General features: G+C 68.6%; 17 protein-coding genes. 6 read left to right on the top strand and 11 right to left on the bottom strand.

The window, feature by feature from the left end:
• Positions 1–29: 29 nt before the first annotated feature.
• Positions 30–581: a hypothetical protein gene (locus tag DS843_RS31120; protein WP_167525237.1), complete on the top strand. Its 552-nt coding sequence runs from the start codon at positions 30–32 to the stop codon at positions 579–581.
• A gap of 99 nt (positions 582–680) precedes the next feature.
• Positions 681–1655, top strand: coding sequence for an EamA family transporter RarD (rarD, locus tag DS843_RS09565; RefSeq protein WP_149468646.1), 975 nt, complete (start codon positions 681–683; stop codon positions 1653–1655).
• Positions 1656–1664: 9 nt separating this feature from the next.
• Here rarD and DS843_RS09560 read toward each other — a convergent pair whose 3' ends face one another.
• On the bottom strand, positions 1665–2336 hold the full coding sequence (locus DS843_RS09560) for a TetR/AcrR family transcriptional regulator (RefSeq protein ID WP_149468645.1): 672 nt from the start codon (positions 2334–2336) through the stop codon (positions 1665–1667).
• A gap of 215 nt (positions 2337–2551) precedes the next feature.
• On the opposite strand from DS843_RS09560, the gene DS843_RS09555 reads away from it, so the two are divergent.
• Positions 2552–3655, top strand: coding sequence for an alkene reductase (locus DS843_RS09555; RefSeq protein WP_149468644.1), 1104 nt, complete (start codon positions 2552–2554; stop codon positions 3653–3655).
• Positions 3656–3745: 90 nt separating this feature from the next.
• Here the strand turns inward: DS843_RS09555 and DS843_RS09550 are convergent, their stop codons facing one another.
• The 8 genes from DS843_RS09550 to cimA form a co-directional block, all read right to left on the bottom strand.
• On the bottom strand, positions 3746–4081 hold the full coding sequence (locus tag DS843_RS09550) for a type II toxin-antitoxin system PemK/MazF family toxin (RefSeq protein ID WP_149468643.1): 336 nt from the start codon (positions 4079–4081) through the stop codon (positions 3746–3748).
• Complete coding sequence (locus DS843_RS09545) at positions 4071–4295, bottom strand: AbrB/MazE/SpoVT family DNA-binding domain-containing protein (protein ID WP_149468642.1); 225 nt, start codon at positions 4293–4295, stop codon at positions 4071–4073. The genes DS843_RS09550 and DS843_RS09545 overlap by 11 nt, the downstream gene beginning before the upstream one ends.
• A 121-nt stretch (positions 4296–4416) precedes the next feature.
• Positions 4417–5031, bottom strand: a complete 615-nt coding sequence (gene rpsD, locus DS843_RS09540; RefSeq protein ID WP_149468641.1) for a 30S ribosomal protein S4 — start codon at positions 5029–5031, stop codon at positions 4417–4419.
• Between the two features lie 162 nt (positions 5032–5193).
• Positions 5194–5490: a N(2)-fixation sustaining protein CowN gene (cowN, locus tag DS843_RS09535; protein WP_149468640.1), complete on the bottom strand. Its 297-nt coding sequence runs from the start codon at positions 5488–5490 to the stop codon at positions 5194–5196.
• A gap of 138 nt (positions 5491–5628) precedes the next feature.
• Positions 5629–5841 (bottom strand): hypothetical protein, encoded by a 213-nt coding sequence (locus DS843_RS09530; protein WP_149468639.1) that lies wholly within the window; start codon positions 5839–5841, stop codon positions 5629–5631.
• A gap of 159 nt (positions 5842–6000) precedes the next feature.
• Positions 6001–6714 (bottom strand): PAS domain-containing transcriptional regulator, encoded by a 714-nt coding sequence (locus DS843_RS09525; RefSeq protein ID WP_149468638.1) that lies wholly within the window; start codon positions 6712–6714, stop codon positions 6001–6003.
• A 54-nt stretch (positions 6715–6768) separates the two neighbouring features.
• Positions 6769–7539, bottom strand: coding sequence for an RNA methyltransferase (locus DS843_RS09520; RefSeq protein WP_149468637.1), 771 nt, complete (start codon positions 7537–7539; stop codon positions 6769–6771).
• Between the two features lie 214 nt (positions 7540–7753).
• Positions 7754–9358: a citramalate synthase gene (gene cimA / locus DS843_RS09515; protein WP_149468636.1), complete on the bottom strand. Its 1605-nt coding sequence runs from the start codon at positions 9356–9358 to the stop codon at positions 7754–7756.
• Positions 9359–9671: 313 nt separating this feature from the next.
• Between cimA and DS843_RS09510 the strand changes: the two genes are divergently transcribed.
• Entirely contained in the window at positions 9672–10145 is a 474-nt protein-coding gene (locus DS843_RS09510) for a response regulator (RefSeq protein ID WP_167525248.1), read from the top strand.
• Between the two features lie 14 nt (positions 10146–10159).
• Complete coding sequence (locus DS843_RS09505) at positions 10160–11995, top strand: CHASE domain-containing protein (protein ID WP_149468634.1); 1836 nt, start codon at positions 10160–10162, stop codon at positions 11993–11995.
• A 124-nt stretch (positions 11996–12119) separates the two neighbouring features.
• Here the strand turns inward: DS843_RS09505 and DS843_RS09500 are convergent, their stop codons facing one another.
• Positions 12120–12584 carry a preQ0 transporter gene (locus DS843_RS09500; RefSeq protein ID WP_149468633.1) on the bottom strand — a complete coding sequence of 155 codons (465 nt, stop codon included), beginning with the start codon at positions 12582–12584 and terminating at the stop codon, positions 12120–12122.
• Positions 12585–12858: 274 nt separating this feature from the next.
• On the opposite strand from DS843_RS09500, the gene DS843_RS09495 reads away from it, so the two are divergent.
• Positions 12859–14082 carry an acyltransferase family protein gene (locus DS843_RS09495; protein WP_149468632.1) on the top strand — a complete coding sequence of 408 codons (1224 nt, stop codon included), beginning with the start codon at positions 12859–12861 and terminating at the stop codon, positions 14080–14082.
• A gap of 4 nt (positions 14083–14086) precedes the next feature.
• Here the strand turns inward: DS843_RS09495 and cysS are convergent, their stop codons facing one another.
• Positions 14087–15457 carry a cysteine--tRNA ligase gene (gene cysS, locus DS843_RS09490; RefSeq protein WP_149468631.1) on the bottom strand — a complete coding sequence of 457 codons (1371 nt, stop codon included), beginning with the start codon at positions 15455–15457 and terminating at the stop codon, positions 14087–14089.
• Positions 15458–15491: the final 34 nt, after the last annotated feature.

Below are 15491 nucleotides of genomic sequence, written 5' to 3'. Positions count from 1 at the left end.
GGTGTCGGCACGGCACAGGAGGCCCGGTCATGAACAGGCGTGTGCTCCCAGCGGCGGCGTTGCTGGCTTTGATGACCCTTCCCGCCCAGGCGCAGGGCCAGGATGGCACGGTCCCGAAACAGGAGCGGTTGACCGCCTGCCGCGACGAGGTGTCCCGCTTCTCCGATCTGTTCATGGGGGACAGGGCGATGGCCGGCGGGCGCAGCACCACCGCCCTCTCTGGAGAGCAGAAGGACCGCCTGCGCGGCCTGCTGGGCGAGGCCCGGTCCGCCGCCGGAAAGGGCGATCCGGACGGCTGCGTGACCCGGCTGCGCGAGGCCCGTGAACTGGTCCGCGGCGAAGGCGTCGGCAGGAACGCGCCGTCGGGCCGCGGCATGTCCGGTTCGTCCACCGGTTCGTCCGCCGGTTCGTCCGCCGGTTCGTCCGGCCCGATGCCGCAAGGCGTCTCCCCCTCCGGCGCACCACCCTCCGGCAGCGCACCCACGGGCGGAGCAAGTGGTTCCACGGGCGGCGGGGGTTCCACGGGCAGCGGAAGCGGCTCCGGAGGCGGTGGAAGCGGTGGAGGTGGTGGAGGGGGTTGAGCGGCAAAGCCCCTGCGCGATCTACGGCATTCCCGGCGCGCAGTGCGGGCATGAGGCACCGCCCATATCGCCCAATTCTTGAGCATGGTAAAGGGGATCATGGCCCAAAACCAAACCCTTTCCATGCCGCAGGGCGACGGGCGAAACCCCGCCACCACGGGCTTCGCCGCCGCTCTGGCCGCTTTCCTGATCTGGGGGCTGGTGGCGCCGGTCTTCTTCAAGCAGCTCGGCAACGTCGGGGCGGTGGAGATCGTCGCCCACCGGGTGCTGTGGACCGTGGTGCTGGTCGGGCTGTGGCTGGTGCCGACGCGCGGCCTGTCCGGCATCGTGCGCGGGGTGGGAAGCTGGCGGCGGCTGGGCGTCTTCGTGGTGACGACGGCGCTGATCGGCAGCAACTGGACCATCTTCATCTGGGCCGTCACCAATGGCCACATGATCCAGTCGAGCCTTGGCTATTACATCAACCCGATCATCAATGTGCTGTTGGGCATGGCCTTCCTCCAGGAACGGCTGTCGAAGCGGCAGGGCGTGGCCGTGCTGATCGCGACGGCGGGCGTCCTGAGCCTCGTCCTGTCCTACGGGGAGGTTCCTTGGGTGGCTCTGTCGCTGGCGTTGACCTTCGGGGTCTACGCGCTGGTGCGCAAGAAGGCGGCCATCGACCCGCTGATCGGGCTGCTCGTGGAAACGGCGCTTCTGGTGCCGCCGGCCATCGCCTATCTGCTGTGGTTGAGCGCCCACGGGGCGGGGAATTTCGGCGTGCACGGCCTCGGCACCGATCTGCTGATCATCCTGACCGGACCGGTGACGGCCATCCCGCTGGTGCTGTTCATGGTCGGCGCCGCCCGGCTGAAACTGTCCACCATCGGCATCCTGCAATACATCGGCCCGACCGGGCAGTTGCTTCTGGGCGTGGCGGTCTATGGGGAGGCCTTCACCTCGTCCCACCTCCTGGCCTTCGGCTGCATCTGGGTGGCGCTGGCGCTCTATTCGGCGGACGCTCTGTTCACCCACCGGGCGGCCCGCGCCGAAGCCCGCGCCGAGCAGGCCCGCGCCGCCGCCTGCCGGGGGGACTGACGATGGCCGTCAGGCCCGCGGCGCAAGGCCGTGGGCCATGGTGTGGGCCAGCGTTCGCACCACCTCGTTGACCCGGTTCGGGCAGCGCCCGAACACCACCTGATCCAGGAAGCCCAACCCGAAGCTGAGCGTGGCGATGCCCGCCGCGACGTTGGCGAGGTCGGCGTCGGGCGCGATGGCTCCCCGCGCGCGGAAGATTTCCAGCCGGCCGAGCAGGCAGGGGATGCGGCTTTCCGACAGGGTGCGGGCCATCTCGTTCGCGATGTCCGGATCGACCAGCGCGCGGGCGAGCATCACCCGCGTGAAGTCGCGGCACTTCCAGGCGTGGCGGAGCTGGTGCAGCAGGAAAGCCGCCAACTCCTCCTCCAGATCGTCGCCGGGCGGCGGCAGGACGCAGCCGCTACCCTCCTCCCGCCCGTAGCGTTCCACCACGGCCAGCAGCAGCCCGGCCTTTCCCGAGAAATAGCGCTGGATCAACTGCTCGTTCACGCCCGCGCGCCCGGCGATGTCGCGCGTCGTCGCGGCGTCGAAGCCGCGTTCGGCGAACACCATCTTGGCAGCGTCCAGCAGGGCGCCCTTGGTCGCCTCGCGATCGCGCTTGCGGGCGGGCGCGTCGGGTCCGGCGGCGCAGCAGCCGTCATCGACGGTCGGGTCGTCGGTCTTGGGAACGGAGTCATCCACGATAAGGCCCTCGAACAGGCCGCCGATCCCTATGGCGGCCGATATGGCGGCTGAATTGATAATAGGTATGCACGCGCATACTTGACAAGCCCGCTCGAAGCAGTAAGTATGTACGCACATACATACCGGGCGCCGCCCAACCCGCGGAACCCCGGAAGCCGACTTTGGGCCTCCAGCTTCGGAACCCGATTTTGAATCGAGAGGGCAACCGCATCATGACCACCGCCGACCTGTTCACGCCGCTGCGTCTTGGCTCCATGGAACTGCCGAACCGCGTCGTCATGGCGCCGATGACCCGCAGCCGCGCGGGCGAAGGCAACGTCCCCACGCCGCTGATGGCCGACTATTACGGGCAGCGCGCGTCCGCCGGCCTCATCATCACCGAGGCGACGCAGGTTTCGGCCACGGGTCAGGGATATCCCAGCACGCCGGGCATCCACACCGACGCGCAGACGCTCGCCTGGCGCCGCATCGCGGAGGAGGTCCATGCCAAGGGCGGGCTGATCGCCGCGCAGCTCTGGCACGTCGGGCGCATCTCCCACACGGAATTCCAGCCGAACGGCGCCCTGCCGGTCGCTCCCTCGGCCATCGCCGCCGCCGGCCAGTCCTACACCAGCAAGGGCCTGGTGCCCTTCCCCACGCCGCGCGCCCTTGAGACCGACGAGATCCCCGGTCTGGTCAAGGCCTTCGCCGACGCCGCCAAGCGCGCGGTGTTCGATGCCGGCCTGGACGGCGTGGAGATCCACGGCGCCAACGGCTATCTGATCGACCAGTTCCTGCGCGACCGCAGCAACAAGCGCACCGACCGCTATGGCGGCGGCGTGGAGAACCGGGCGCGCTTCCTCCTGGAGATCCTGGACGCGGTGACCACCGCCGTCGGCGCGGGCCGTGTCGGCCTGCGGCTGTCGCCGACCGGCACCTTCAACGACATGGCGGACAGCGATCCCCGCGCGCTCTACACCCACGTCGTGGAGGCGCTGAACCCCTACGGCCTCGCCTTCCTGCACGTCATCGAAGGCCAGCCGGGCCACCACATGGCGCCGCCGGAAGGCGCCCCGCACCTCGCGGCGGAGCTGCGCCGGATCTTCAAGGGCCCCTTCATCATCAACGGCGGCTACAGCAAGGAGCAAGCCGAGGCGGCCATCGCCGCCGGTGCGGCGGACGCGGTGAGCTTCGGCGAGCCCTTCATCGCCAACCCGGACCTGCCGGAGCGCTTCCGCCGCAACGCGGCGCTGAACACGCCGGACAAGGCCAGCTACTACGGCGGCGACGCCCGCGGCTACACCGACTATCCGGCGCTGGAAACGGCCGACGCCTGATCCCTCTCCCCCGCGGGGATTGCCCCCGATCCCCGCACCTCAAGGCCGGGACCCGCAAGGGTTCCGGCTTTTTCTTGGGAAGAGAACGGCCTACCGAGGCAGCAGGTCGGACGTCATCGCCGTGACGGCCAGCCGATCCGCTTCGGCCAACATGCCGAGGCGATAGAGCACCAGATCGTCCTGGAGCGTAAAAATCTTACAGCGGAACTTGCAAGGCTTCTTCAGGCCGGCCTCGGCATAGCCGGTCAAGTCCACATCCGAAGGCCACGCGCTGTGGGTGGCGCTCGTGATCATGCCGCACAGGATGTGCTCATGGGTCCGCTGAAACTCTTCCGATGAGAGAACCAGCACGGGCCGTCGCTTGGCCGTGTCGAGATCGGTGAAGGGAAATGGAAGGACCACCACGGACCAGCGGTCAAAGATCATCGAACGCCTCGTCGTCCTCCGGCGAGGTCCATTCCGAGAGGCTGCCTTCAAGCGATCGCAGATAGACGGTATCGACCACAGGCGCTTTGCGGATCACGGCCTGCCCGTCCCTCACGGAGAACAGGATCGGGTCGCCTTCCTTCAAGCCCAAGGCGTCGCGGACTTCCTGGGGAATCAGAGCCATGTTGTCGGCGGCCAGCCGCGAGATGTGCATTGCCGTCTCCGTCGCCCGATGCTCCATGACAGTAGCACCGGCCGCGGCGACCGCCCAACCCCCAAACGAAAAAGGCCGCGCCCGGAGGCGCGGCCTTTCTTGTGTCGGCTGGGCCGAACGGTCAGCGCGAGTAGAACTCGACGACCAGGTTCGGTTCCATCTGGACCGGGTACGGAATGTCGGCCAGCAGCGGGACGCGGACGAAGCGGCCCTTCAGGGCGCCCGTGTCGACTTCCAGATAGTCCGGGGTGTCGCGCTCACCCGAGGCGGCGGCCTCCAGGATGAGGGCCATCTGCTTGGACTTGGCGCGCACCTCGATGGTGTCGCCTTCCTTGATCTGGGCCGACGGGATGTTCAGGCGGCGGCCGTTGACCAGGATGTGGCCGTGGTTGATGATCTGGCGCGCGGCGAACGGGGTCGGCGCGAACTTCATGCGGTAGACCACCGCGTCCAGGCGGCGCTCCAGCAGGCCCACCAGGTTCTCGCCGGTGTCGCCCTTGCGGCGCACGGCCTCGGCGTAGATGCGGCGGAACTGCTTCTCGCCGATGTTGCCGTAGTAGCCCTTCAGCTTCTGCTTCGCCATGAGCTGCAGGCCGTAGTCGGACGGCTTCTTGCGGCGCTGGCCGTGCTGGCCCGGGCCATACTCACGCTTGTTGATCGGCGACTTGCCGCGGCCCCAGAGGTTTACGCCGAGGCGGCGGTCGATCTTGTACTTGGACTGTTGACGCTTGGCCATTTTGGTCCTCGATGAAACACGAGTTGGTTTTGTCCCGGTAGTTCCGCGGAACAGGCCGCGGACGGGGCGCAAACAAGAGGCACGCCCGCTTTCCCAGGAGTGAAGGCGCGCACTATACGGATTCGGCGCGCCTTGTCAAACCAATGAGTCCAAAGCTGCGCGTCAGCAGCACTCGTCCTCGAGCTTGCGCAGCATCGCCAGCCCTTCCTCGTCCTCATGCTCTTCGAACAGGTCGGAGATGTAATAGACGTTGGCGCAGAGCAGGCACAGCCCGTCCGCCTGACGCTTCAACGGATCGTCGGCCACGGCCAGCTTCGCCCGGAAACGCTCCCAGAAGGCGTTGGTCTTGGCCGGGTCGTCGATGTGCATGTACAGGCGCTCGATGATGCGGCGGGAGTTGCCCTCGCAGTCGATGCCCTTGAAGGAGACGTAGCGGTCGGGGGTGTCGGTTGCGTCCACGGTCGTGTTTCCCACGGATGAGGCGGCGGTGACCTTTCTCATCGCGGACGGCGGGTCCAGGGACAAGACCCTCTGCACGAACGGCGGGCGGGCGGCGTGAATGGCGGGTGCTTTGCGCGAATGGTTCGCGCTCACCACTTACGCGGCGTGCGGCAACTCTTCCGCGGTGAACTCAAGAAGCGCGTCGAGCCGGTGCGGGGTCAGCGCCTCGATCCCCTCGTGCCACATCACCTCGCCGAAAAGCTCGTGCAGGGCGGCAAGGCGGTCCGGCGCCAGCCCGGCAAGGCGGTCGCCGTAATACTCCACGACAAGCTGGTCCACATAGGCGTGGTCGTCGTCCAGGAAAGCCATGGCCTTATCTCCCTCGTCATCGTGGCGCCCGCCCCATGCGGACGCCGGCCATGGCCCTGTTCTACGCCCACGGCGGGGCAGGGCGATTGAGGCGGATCAACCGACGCGGGATGTCACAAGGCGGCGGAAACAACCCTGATGCGCGTGAGGGGAAAGGCTTCAGAGCGCCAGCAGCTTCTTCAGCCGCTCGATGCGCCCGCGGCTGATGGGAACGCGGGGGGAACCGGGAGCGGCCATGATGAAGGCGGCCCCTCCGTCGCTGCGGTCGATGCCCTGGGCATGGCGCAGATTCACCAGATAGCGGCGGTGCGCCCGCACAAACTGCCGCCCGTCCAGCCGCGCCTCCAACTCCGACAGGGACAGGGAGCAGAAGAAGGCCCCATCCGCCGTGTGAACCCGCGTGTAGTGGCCGTCGGCCTGCACATAAACCGCGTCGGCGGGGTCGATCAGCACCACGCCCTGGCGCGTCGTGATCGGCAGCTTCACCAGCGGCGGGGCGGGTTCGGGCGCCGCGTCGGCGGGCGGCGGAGCGACCGGCTCCGGAAGCGTTTTCCCGTTCACCTCGAACAGCATCAGGGCCAGCGCGGCCCCGCCGCCGGACGGGAGCGCGGTGGCCTTCACCACGATGGTCCGTCCGGGCAGCGCCACCATCATGGAGCTTGCCACCGCCGGCGAATCCGGGTCATGCGCCGCGGCCAGCAGAAGCTCCACCTTCGCGCGGCTTCCCGGTGGATGCAGGTCGTGCAGGCTGGCGCCCAGCAGCGGACGGTCGCGGCCCAGCATCCGCCCGACCGCGGCGTTGACCGACACCACGCGCCGATCACCGTCGAGCAGGACGAGGCCGACGTCCATATGCTGCAGGGTGTATTCCATGCGGGGCAGTATAGGCCGCGATACGCCCCGGAAGGGAAGAACTAAGGGGCGGGGTTACGCTTCGCCCTTGCGTCGTCCGGTCAGCGCGGCGATGACGCCGTGGAAGGTGCGGACCTCCTGCTCGGTCATCTGCATCCGCTCGATGGCGTTGCGCAGCGTGCGGACCATGGAGGGGCGCTTCTCCGGCGTCGTGAAGAAACCGGTGCGGTCCAGGTCGCCTTCCAGATGCTCGAAGAAGTTCAGAAGCTCCGCCTTGGTCGCCGGGCGGGTCTGGCCGGTGTGCAGCACGCGGTCCGGCGGAGTCTCCCCGGTCTGGAACCACTCATAGCCGATCAGCAGGACCGCCTGAGCCAGATTGAGCGAGGAGAAGGACGGGTTCAGCGGCACCGTGATGAGCTTCTCCGCCAGGGTCAGGTCGTCGTTGACCAGCCCGGTGCGCTCCGGCCCGAACAGCACGCCCGTCTTGTGCCCGGCGTCGAAATGGGCGCGCAGTTCCGTCGCGGCAACGCGCGGGGTGATGAACTCCTGGATCATCCCGCGGGTGCGGACGGTGGTGGCGAAGACCACGTTCAGGTCGGCCACGGCCTCCGCCGTCGTGTCGTAGAGCTTCGCCCCGTCCAGCACCGGATCGGCGCCCGACGCCGCGGCCACCGCCTTCTCGTTCGGCCAGCCGTCGCGCGGCTTCACCAGACGCAGCTCGGTCAGTCCACAATTCAGCATGGCCCGCGCGCAGGCGCCGATGTTCTCGCCGAGCTGGGGCTGCACGAGGATGATGGTCGGGCCGCCCAGGACGGAGGGCCGGTTGGGGTCTTTGCCGGAGGTCATCGGTTCAAAACAGTGCGTGGTGTGTCGTCGGACGGTTAACGCGCCTTGGGCGCCGGCGGATTTTCACCACAAAGACACGAAGGACACAAAGATATTCACAAAGCCTGTCGCCCTGCGCCGGAGCGTCGGCGGGCGCAAGCCTCTTCGTGAAAATCTTCGTGTCTTCGTGTCTTTGTGGTTCCCGGCCCACAAAGCGACACTCCGCCAAGAACGGTCACCCCCGCGCCGCCGCTCCTCCCTTGAACAGCTTGAAGGTGTAGCTGTCCACCAGCGCTTCCATCGACGCCTCGATGATGTTGGTGGAGACGCCCAGCGTGGACCATTCCTGCCCGTCGCCGTTGCGCGAGCGGATCAGCACGCGCGGCATGGCGCCTGTGCCGTCCTTGGCCGCCAGGATGCGCACGCGGTAGTCGGACAGCTTCACCCCGTCCAGCAACGGATAGAGCGGCTCCAGCGCCTTGCGCATCGCGGTGTCCAGCGCGTTCACCGGGCCGTTGCCCGACGCCACCTCGTGATACTCCTTGCCGCCGATCTTCACGCGGACGACGGCCTCGGACTCCACCACCAGCTCGCCCTTGGCGTTGTAACGGCGCTCGTCGGTGACGTGGAAGCGCTTCAGGGTGAAATAGTCCGGCACCTCGCCCAGCTCGCGGCGGACCAGCAGCTCGAAGCTGGCCTCGGCGGTGTCGTAGGCGTAGCCCTCGGTGTCGCGCTGCTTCACGAGGTCGAGCAGGCGGTTCAGCCGCTCGTCCTTCGGGTCCACGGTCATGCCCATCTCGCGCAGCCGCGCGATGACGTTGGAGCGGCCCGCCTGGTCCGACATGACGATCTGGCGGCGGTTGCCGACCGACTCCGGCTCCACATGCTCGTAGGAGGACGGGTCCTTCTCCACGGCGGAAACGTGCAGCCCGCCCTTGTGGGCGAAGGCGCTGGAACCGACGTAGGGGGCGTGGCGGTTGGGCGCGCGGTTCAGCCGCTCGTCGAACTTGCGGCTGATCTCGGTCAGAAGCGGCAAGTCGGCGGGCCTGATGCCGACGTCGTAGCCCATCTTCAGCATCAGCGACGGGATCAGGGACACGAGGTTGGCGTTGCCGCAGCGCTCGCCCAGCCCGTTGATCGTCCCCTGCACCATCCGCACCCCGGCCCGCACCGCGGCCAGCGAGTTGGCGACGGCGTTCTCGGTGTCGTTGTGGCAGTGGATGCCCAGCCGGTCGCCGGGGATGCCATGCTCCTCGATCACCCGGCGGACGATCTCGTCGATTTCGTGCGGCAGCGTGCCGCCGTTGGTGTCGCACAGCACGACCCAGCGCGCGCCCGCCTCATAGGCGGCCCTGATGCAGGAGGCGGCGTAGGCCGGGTTGCGCTTGTAGCCGTCGAAGAAATGCTCCGCGTCGAACAGCGCCTCGCCCTTGGCGGCCTTCAGCGCGGCGATGCTGTCGGCGATCAGCTCGAGGTTCTCCTCCCGCGGGATGGCCAGCGCCACGTCCACATGGAAATCCCAGGTCTTGCCGACGATGCAGACCGCCCGCGCCTTGGACTGGATCAGGACGGCGAGCTGCGGGTCGTTGGCGGTGCTGCGGCCCGGACGGCGGGTCATGCCGAAGGCGGTGAAGGTGGAACGGGCGAGATCCGGCGCCTCGGCGAAGAACTGGTCGTCGGTCGGGTTGGCGCCGGGCCAGCCGCCTTCCACATAGTCGATGCCCAGACGGTCGAGATCGCGGGCGATGGCGATCTTGTCGGCGACGGAGAAATCCACGTCCTGGGTCTGCGCTCCGTCGCGCAGCGTGGTGTCGTACAGATAGATGCGTTCGCCCGTCATTGCCGCCGCCCGAAAATAGTGCTCGTCCTGAGGAAGGTCATAGGACTGTCCGAAGGGCCGGAAGAATGGACGATGCGCTCCGGCATCTCAATGCTTTTGATGGGAAGCGCTATGAATGCGAGGCTTTGCCGCGCCGCTCACAGGCACGCAATGGAGGTAATAGGACAAATGTACTGACCGAACAAACCAATGTCTGTGCTACACAGCCGCCCCGTCCCATGGCGCCCGCCTCACGGGTGCGATACTCTTTTCTGGCTGTTCGCCTGTTGATCTGCACGATCACCGGCCCTTCTGAATGGATGGATTGGAAACCGTGACTCCCGCGGGTGACGACAACCGGAACAAGCTCGCACCCAACAAGCCGGGGCTCGACAGGCTTGTGGCCGACAAGCTCGTGGCCGACAAGCTCGTGATGGTGATCGACGACGAGCGGACGGTTCTGCAGGCCCTGGATCTTCTGCTGGAGATGTGGGGGTATCGGGTCGTCACCGCCGAAAGCGAGGGCGAGGCCGTCGACCGCCTGTCCACCGCCGGGGAGACGCCCCACGTCATTCTGGCCGATTACCGCCTGCGCGAGGGACGCACCGGCGTGCAGGCCATCGACCGCATCCGGGCGGAGGCCGGGGCCGAGGTGCCGGGCGTCATCATCACCGGCGACACCTCCACCGAAGGGCTGCGCGACGCGCGCGCCCGCGGGCTGACGGTTCTGCAGAAGCCGGTGCTGCCGCCCCATCTTCAGGCCGTCCTGACCAAGGTCCTGCGGGAGCAGCCCGCCGGCACGGCGTGAGGGGCCGGACCGTCATGGACGATCCCTTACCGCAGCCGGCATCGCCGGAGCCGAGGCGCGCCCGCGACGCCGCTCCCGACGGGCGGCTGTTCCGGTCCTGGGAAAGCTGGGTGGTGTTCGGGCTGGGGCTGCTGCTGACCGGCCTTGCCTGGCTGCTGCTGACCGAACAGAACCAGCGGCTGGCGGAGGCGCGCTTCCGCGCGCTGGCCCGCGACCTGACCGGCGACATCACGGCCCGGCTCGACACCTACGAACAGATGCTCCAAGGCGCCGCGGCGATGGTGGACGCGGGCGGCGGGCAGGTCAGCCGCACGGAATGGCGCGCCTACGTCACCGGCCTGCATGTGGAGGACCGCTATCCCGGCATCCAGGCCATCGGCTATGCCCGGCGCGTGAAGGCCGCCGACCGGGAACAGCACGAGGCGGCGCTGCACGCCGCGGGCTTCTACAGCTACCGCGTGATGCCGGAGGGCGAACGCCCCGAATATTTCCCGATCGTCTACATCGAGCCCTTCGCCAGCCGCAACCTGCGGGCCTTCGGGTTCGACATGCACGCCGATGACACGCGCCGCGCCGCCATGGAGCGCGCCCGCACCAGCGGTGCCGCGGCGGCCACCGCCCGGCTGCGGTTGGTGCAGGAAACCGACCGGGACGTCCAGCCCGGCTTCCTCATGTACGTCCCCGTCTACGACCAGCACCGGCCGCTGACCACCGCCGACGACCGCCGGGAGGCGCTGCTCGGCTTCGTCTACAGCCCCTTCCGCGCGCATGACCTGATGCGCAGCATCATGGGCCAGGGCGCCTCGGAGCTGCTGGACATCCGCGTCCATGACGGGGGGGAGGCCACGCCGGACTCGCTGATGTTCGATTCCGCGCCCGACCGCCGGGCCGCCTTCCAGGACATCCGCCGCATCGACGTGTTCGGGCGCCCCTGGACGCTGGTCCTGTCCGGCACCCATGCCTTCGAAGCGAGCGTGGCCAGCGCCACGCCGCGGGCGGTTCTGTTCGCCGGGCTCATCATCACGCTGCTTCTGGTCGCCACCGTCAATTCGGTGCTCCAGGACCGCGACCGCATGGCGGAGCTGCGCCGCAGCTACGACGCGCTGGCCCGCGCGCGCGCGGAGGCGGAGCAGGCCAACGCCGCCAAGTCGCGCTTCCTGGCCGCGGCCAGCCACGACCTGCGCCAGCCGCTCCAGACGCTGGGCATCTATCTGCACATGATCGGCGAACGGGTGGAGGAGCCGCCTCTGCGCAAGCTGGTGGACGCCGCCCGCGACGGGTTCGAGGCGACCCAGCGTCTGCTGAACTCGCTGATGGACATCGCCATGCTGGAGACCGGCGTGATCAGCCCGCAGCTCGGCGAACTGGACCTGCCCGTCTTCCTGGAACGCATCTGCGAGGAAGGCCGGCTGGAGGCGGCGGGCAAGGGGCTGGAATTCCGCGTGACCTGCAGCGGCGCCCGCGTGACGACCGACCCGGCCATGCTGGAACGGATCGTGCGCAACCTGCTGAACAACGCGCTGAAATACACGCACAGCGGCACGATCCGGGTCACCTGCCGGCAGGCGCGCGGCTTCACCGCCATCAAGGTGCAGGACACCGGCCCCGGCATCCCGCAGGACCGGCTTCACCTGATCTTCGAGGACTTCTACCAGATCGGCAATCCGGAGCGCGACCGGCGCAAGGGCCTCGGCCTCGGCCTCGCGACCGTGGCGCGGCTCAGCCGCCTGCTCGGCTACCGGGTGCGGGTGCTGTCGCGTCCGGGCCGGGGCGCCATCTTCCTGGTCGAGATCCCGGACGAGGCGAGCGGCGCCCGCCAGAGCACCGAGACGGTGAACTCGATGGCGTGATCCCCGCCGTGCCTTTGGCGATCGCCGACGCCGCCCTCGTCCGCCGACCGCCGGGAAGGCGCCGGGGAGGCCGGCCGCAGCGCCGGCTTTCCCCGAGTCGGCGATTGCCAAAAAGCGAAGCGTATCAGGCCGTCGCGGGCCGCGCCGCCCGCGCGCGCATCAGCATCCACACGGCGGACACGCCGGCCAGCTTCGACGCGAAGCTGGCGGCCCAGACCGCCGGCTCCCAGATGCCGAGCATGCCGAAGAACAGCGCCGTATCGACCGGCACCGACAGGGCGGCGCTGATCCACAGGCGGTCGCGCAACGGGCGCCGGGTGACGGTGAAGACGCCCCAGTCGATCAGCTCCGACACGGCGAACGCGGTGACGCTGGCCGTGGCGACGACGGGGTCGGCGAGCAGGAAGGACAGCACCGTGGCGCCCAGCATCGCGGCGAGCGACCAGTGTCCGTAACGGACCTGCACCATGTCGCGCAGGATGAAGATCAGCCCGGCCCAGCAGGACCACAGCAGGTCCAGATGCGGCGCGAGGCTGAAGGCGTAGTTGATGGCGAGTACGCTGCCGATGTAGGCGGCGAGCCAGAGCATGATCGGAATCCTCCAAAGGCCACCCGCGGAAATACGGGCGCGAACGACGGCGCCACCCGCGTGAATGCGAGCGCTCCGCGACGGTCTTGTAGCAGGTTCGGGCCGGTGCCGTGAACCCCTGGGGCGCGCCGGTCCGGACGGAGCGCAACCGGCGGGAATGGCTTACTCCATCGTCGGTTCCCCGGATTAGCCGCAGCCTCTAGCGCATCCGGACGATGCCCGGGCGCGTTCGTTTGGAGAAGCGAAGCGAAAGAGACCCCGAAAGGTGTGGGCGATGGCGGCGGCGGGCGTATCGAACGGTTTGGGCGGCACACGGGATCATTCCCTGGACGCGGCGCGCAGCCTGCTGATGATTCTGGGGGTGCCCTACCACGCGGCGCTGATCTACACGCCGGGCTACGACTGGGTGATGAACTCCCCCGACGGGATCGCCTGGATCGGGCTGTTCGCGGATTTCATCCACAGCTTCCGCATGCCCGCCTTCTTCCTGATCTCCGGCCTGCTGATCGCGCACAGCCTGCGCCGCCATGGGCCGCGGGCGACTCTGGGCTCGCGGGCCTCGCGGCTGCTGGTGCCGCTGTTCGTCATGGCGGCGACGCTGAACGTCGCGCAATTATGGATGGAGTTCCGCGCGACCGATCCGGGCCTGACCGCGGCGGAATTCGTCACCCGCACCATTCCCGCCGCCTTCTGGAGCGGCAGCCTCGTCTATCACCTGTGGTTCCTGGTGGAGTTGTTCATCAGCGTGCTGGCGCTCTGCCTCGCCTATCCTCTGCTCGTCGCCCTGCACCGGCGGTTGGCGGAGCGGTCGCCCGGGCTGACCCGCTGGCTGGCCGATCCGCCGGACTGGTTCCCCCCGCTCCTGCTCAGCCTCGTCATGATGGGGGTGCTGGGGTTCGACAACATCTCCGACCGGCTCGTGACGCCGCTGGTGCCGACCAACTCCACCGCGGTCAGCATCGTCACCTCGGCGGGCTTCTTCGCGGTCGGGGTGCTGATCGCCCACTGGCCGGGCGGGGCCGGGCGCTACGCCAAGGCGGGTTGGGGCGTGGCGCTGACTTACCTGCTGTGCTTCTCCATCCACATCGGGATGGTCGGGGTGGAGAAGCCCATGCCGGTCCGGTTCCTGGACGAGGCGCTGCGGGCGGTCGCCGCCTGGTCGGCCTTCCGCTTCGTCCTGGGGCTGACGCAGGCCTGGTTCTCGGCGGAGAGCCGCCGGGTGCAGGCTCTGTCGCAGGCGTCCTACACGATCTACCTGCTGCACCATCTGGTGGTCATGGCCCTGGGCTTCGCCCTGTTGGCCGTCCCCGCCCCGCCGCTGCTGGAGTTCGCCGCGATCACCGCGGTCGGGCTGTTCCTGCCCCTGGCGATCCATCACCGGCTGGTGCGCCGGTCGCCGACGCTGCGCTTCCTGATGAACGGAGTCCCGCCGGGCGAATCCAAGAGGCGGAGCAGTCCGGCGCGCGACCGCGAGGCGATGGCGCGCCGGACCGGTTAGCGCGTTACGCCCGCTTCCAGGTCGTGCCCTGAGGGCCATCCTCCAGAAGGATGCCCTGGTCGGCCAGTTCCTTGCGGATGCGGTCGGCCTCCGCGTAGTTCTTGGCCTTGCGGGCGGCCAGACGGTCGTCGATGCGCTGCTGGATGTCGGCGTCGGACAGCGCGGCGGCCCCCTTCGGCGCCCAGCGGAACCACGCCTCCGGGTCCTGCTGGAGCAGGCCCAGCGCGTCGCCCGCGGCGCGCAGGGCGCCCTTGGCGGCGGCCTTTTCCGCCTCCCCCGCCTTGTTCACCGCCGAGGCCAGCTCGTGCAGGTGGGAGATGGCGAGCGGGCTGTTGAGGTCGTCCTCCAGAGCGGCCAGCACGTCGAAGGGCAGTTCCGCCGCCGCCGGGGCCGGGTCGCCGCGCAGCGCCTGATACCAGCGGTCGAGCGTCGCCTTGGATTGCTTCAGCCCCTCGCGGGTGAAGTCCAGCGGCTGGCGGTAATGGGCGCTCATCAGCGTCAGGCGGATGGCCTCGCCGGGGAACTCGTCCAGCAGTTCGTGCACGGTGAAGAAGTTGCCCAGCGACTTGGACATCTTCTCGCCCTCGACGGTCACGAAGCCGTTGTGGACCCAGTAGCGGGCCAGCGGCTCGCCGTCGTGGGCGCAGCGGCTCTGGGCGATCTCGTTCTCATGGTGCGGGAAGATCAGGTCCAGCCCGCCGCCGTGGATGTCGAAGGTGACTCCCAGATGCTCCTTCGCCATGGCGGAGCATTCGATGTGCCAGCCGGGCCGCCCGCGGCCCCACGGGCTGTCCCAGCCGGGCTGATCGTCGGCGCTCGGCTTCCACAGCACGAAGTCGGAGGAATCGCGCTTGTAGGGTGCGACCTCCACGCGGGCGCCGGCGATCAACTCGTCCAGCGTGCGGCGGGAGAGCTGCCCATACTCCGCCATCGACGGCACGGAGAACAGCACATGCCCTTCCGCGGCGTAGGCGTGGCCGCGCTCGATCAGCAGCCCGATCAGGGCCACCATGTGCGAGATGTGGTGCGTGGCGCGCGGCTCGATGGTCGGGCGCAGCGCGTTCAGCGCGTCCATGTCGGCGTGGTAGAGGTCGGCGGTGCGCTTGGTCAGCGCCTCGATCGGTTCGCCGCTGTCGCGCGAGCGGTCGATGATCTTGTCGTCCACGTCGGTGATGTTGCGGACGTAGGTCACCGCCGGATAGAGCCGCTGCAGCAACCGGAACAGCAGGTCGAACACCACCACCGGGCGGGCGTTGCCGATGTGCGCGGTGTCGTAGACCGTGGGTCCACACACATACATGCCCACCCGGTCCGGACTCATCGGCTCGAAGCGTTCCTTGCGGCGGGTCAGCGTGTTGTAGAGGTCCAGCGGCACGGCGCCCTATCTCCTGTGAAAGGTTCATCCCCCT

It is taken from the genome of Roseomonas genomospecies 6, assembly GCF_008365375.1.
Taxonomy (GTDB): Bacteria; Pseudomonadota; Alphaproteobacteria; order Azospirillales; family Azospirillaceae; genus Azospirillum.
The sequence above is the reverse complement of the archived record's forward strand: the minus strand, read 5'-3'. Positions and strand labels throughout refer to the sequence as shown.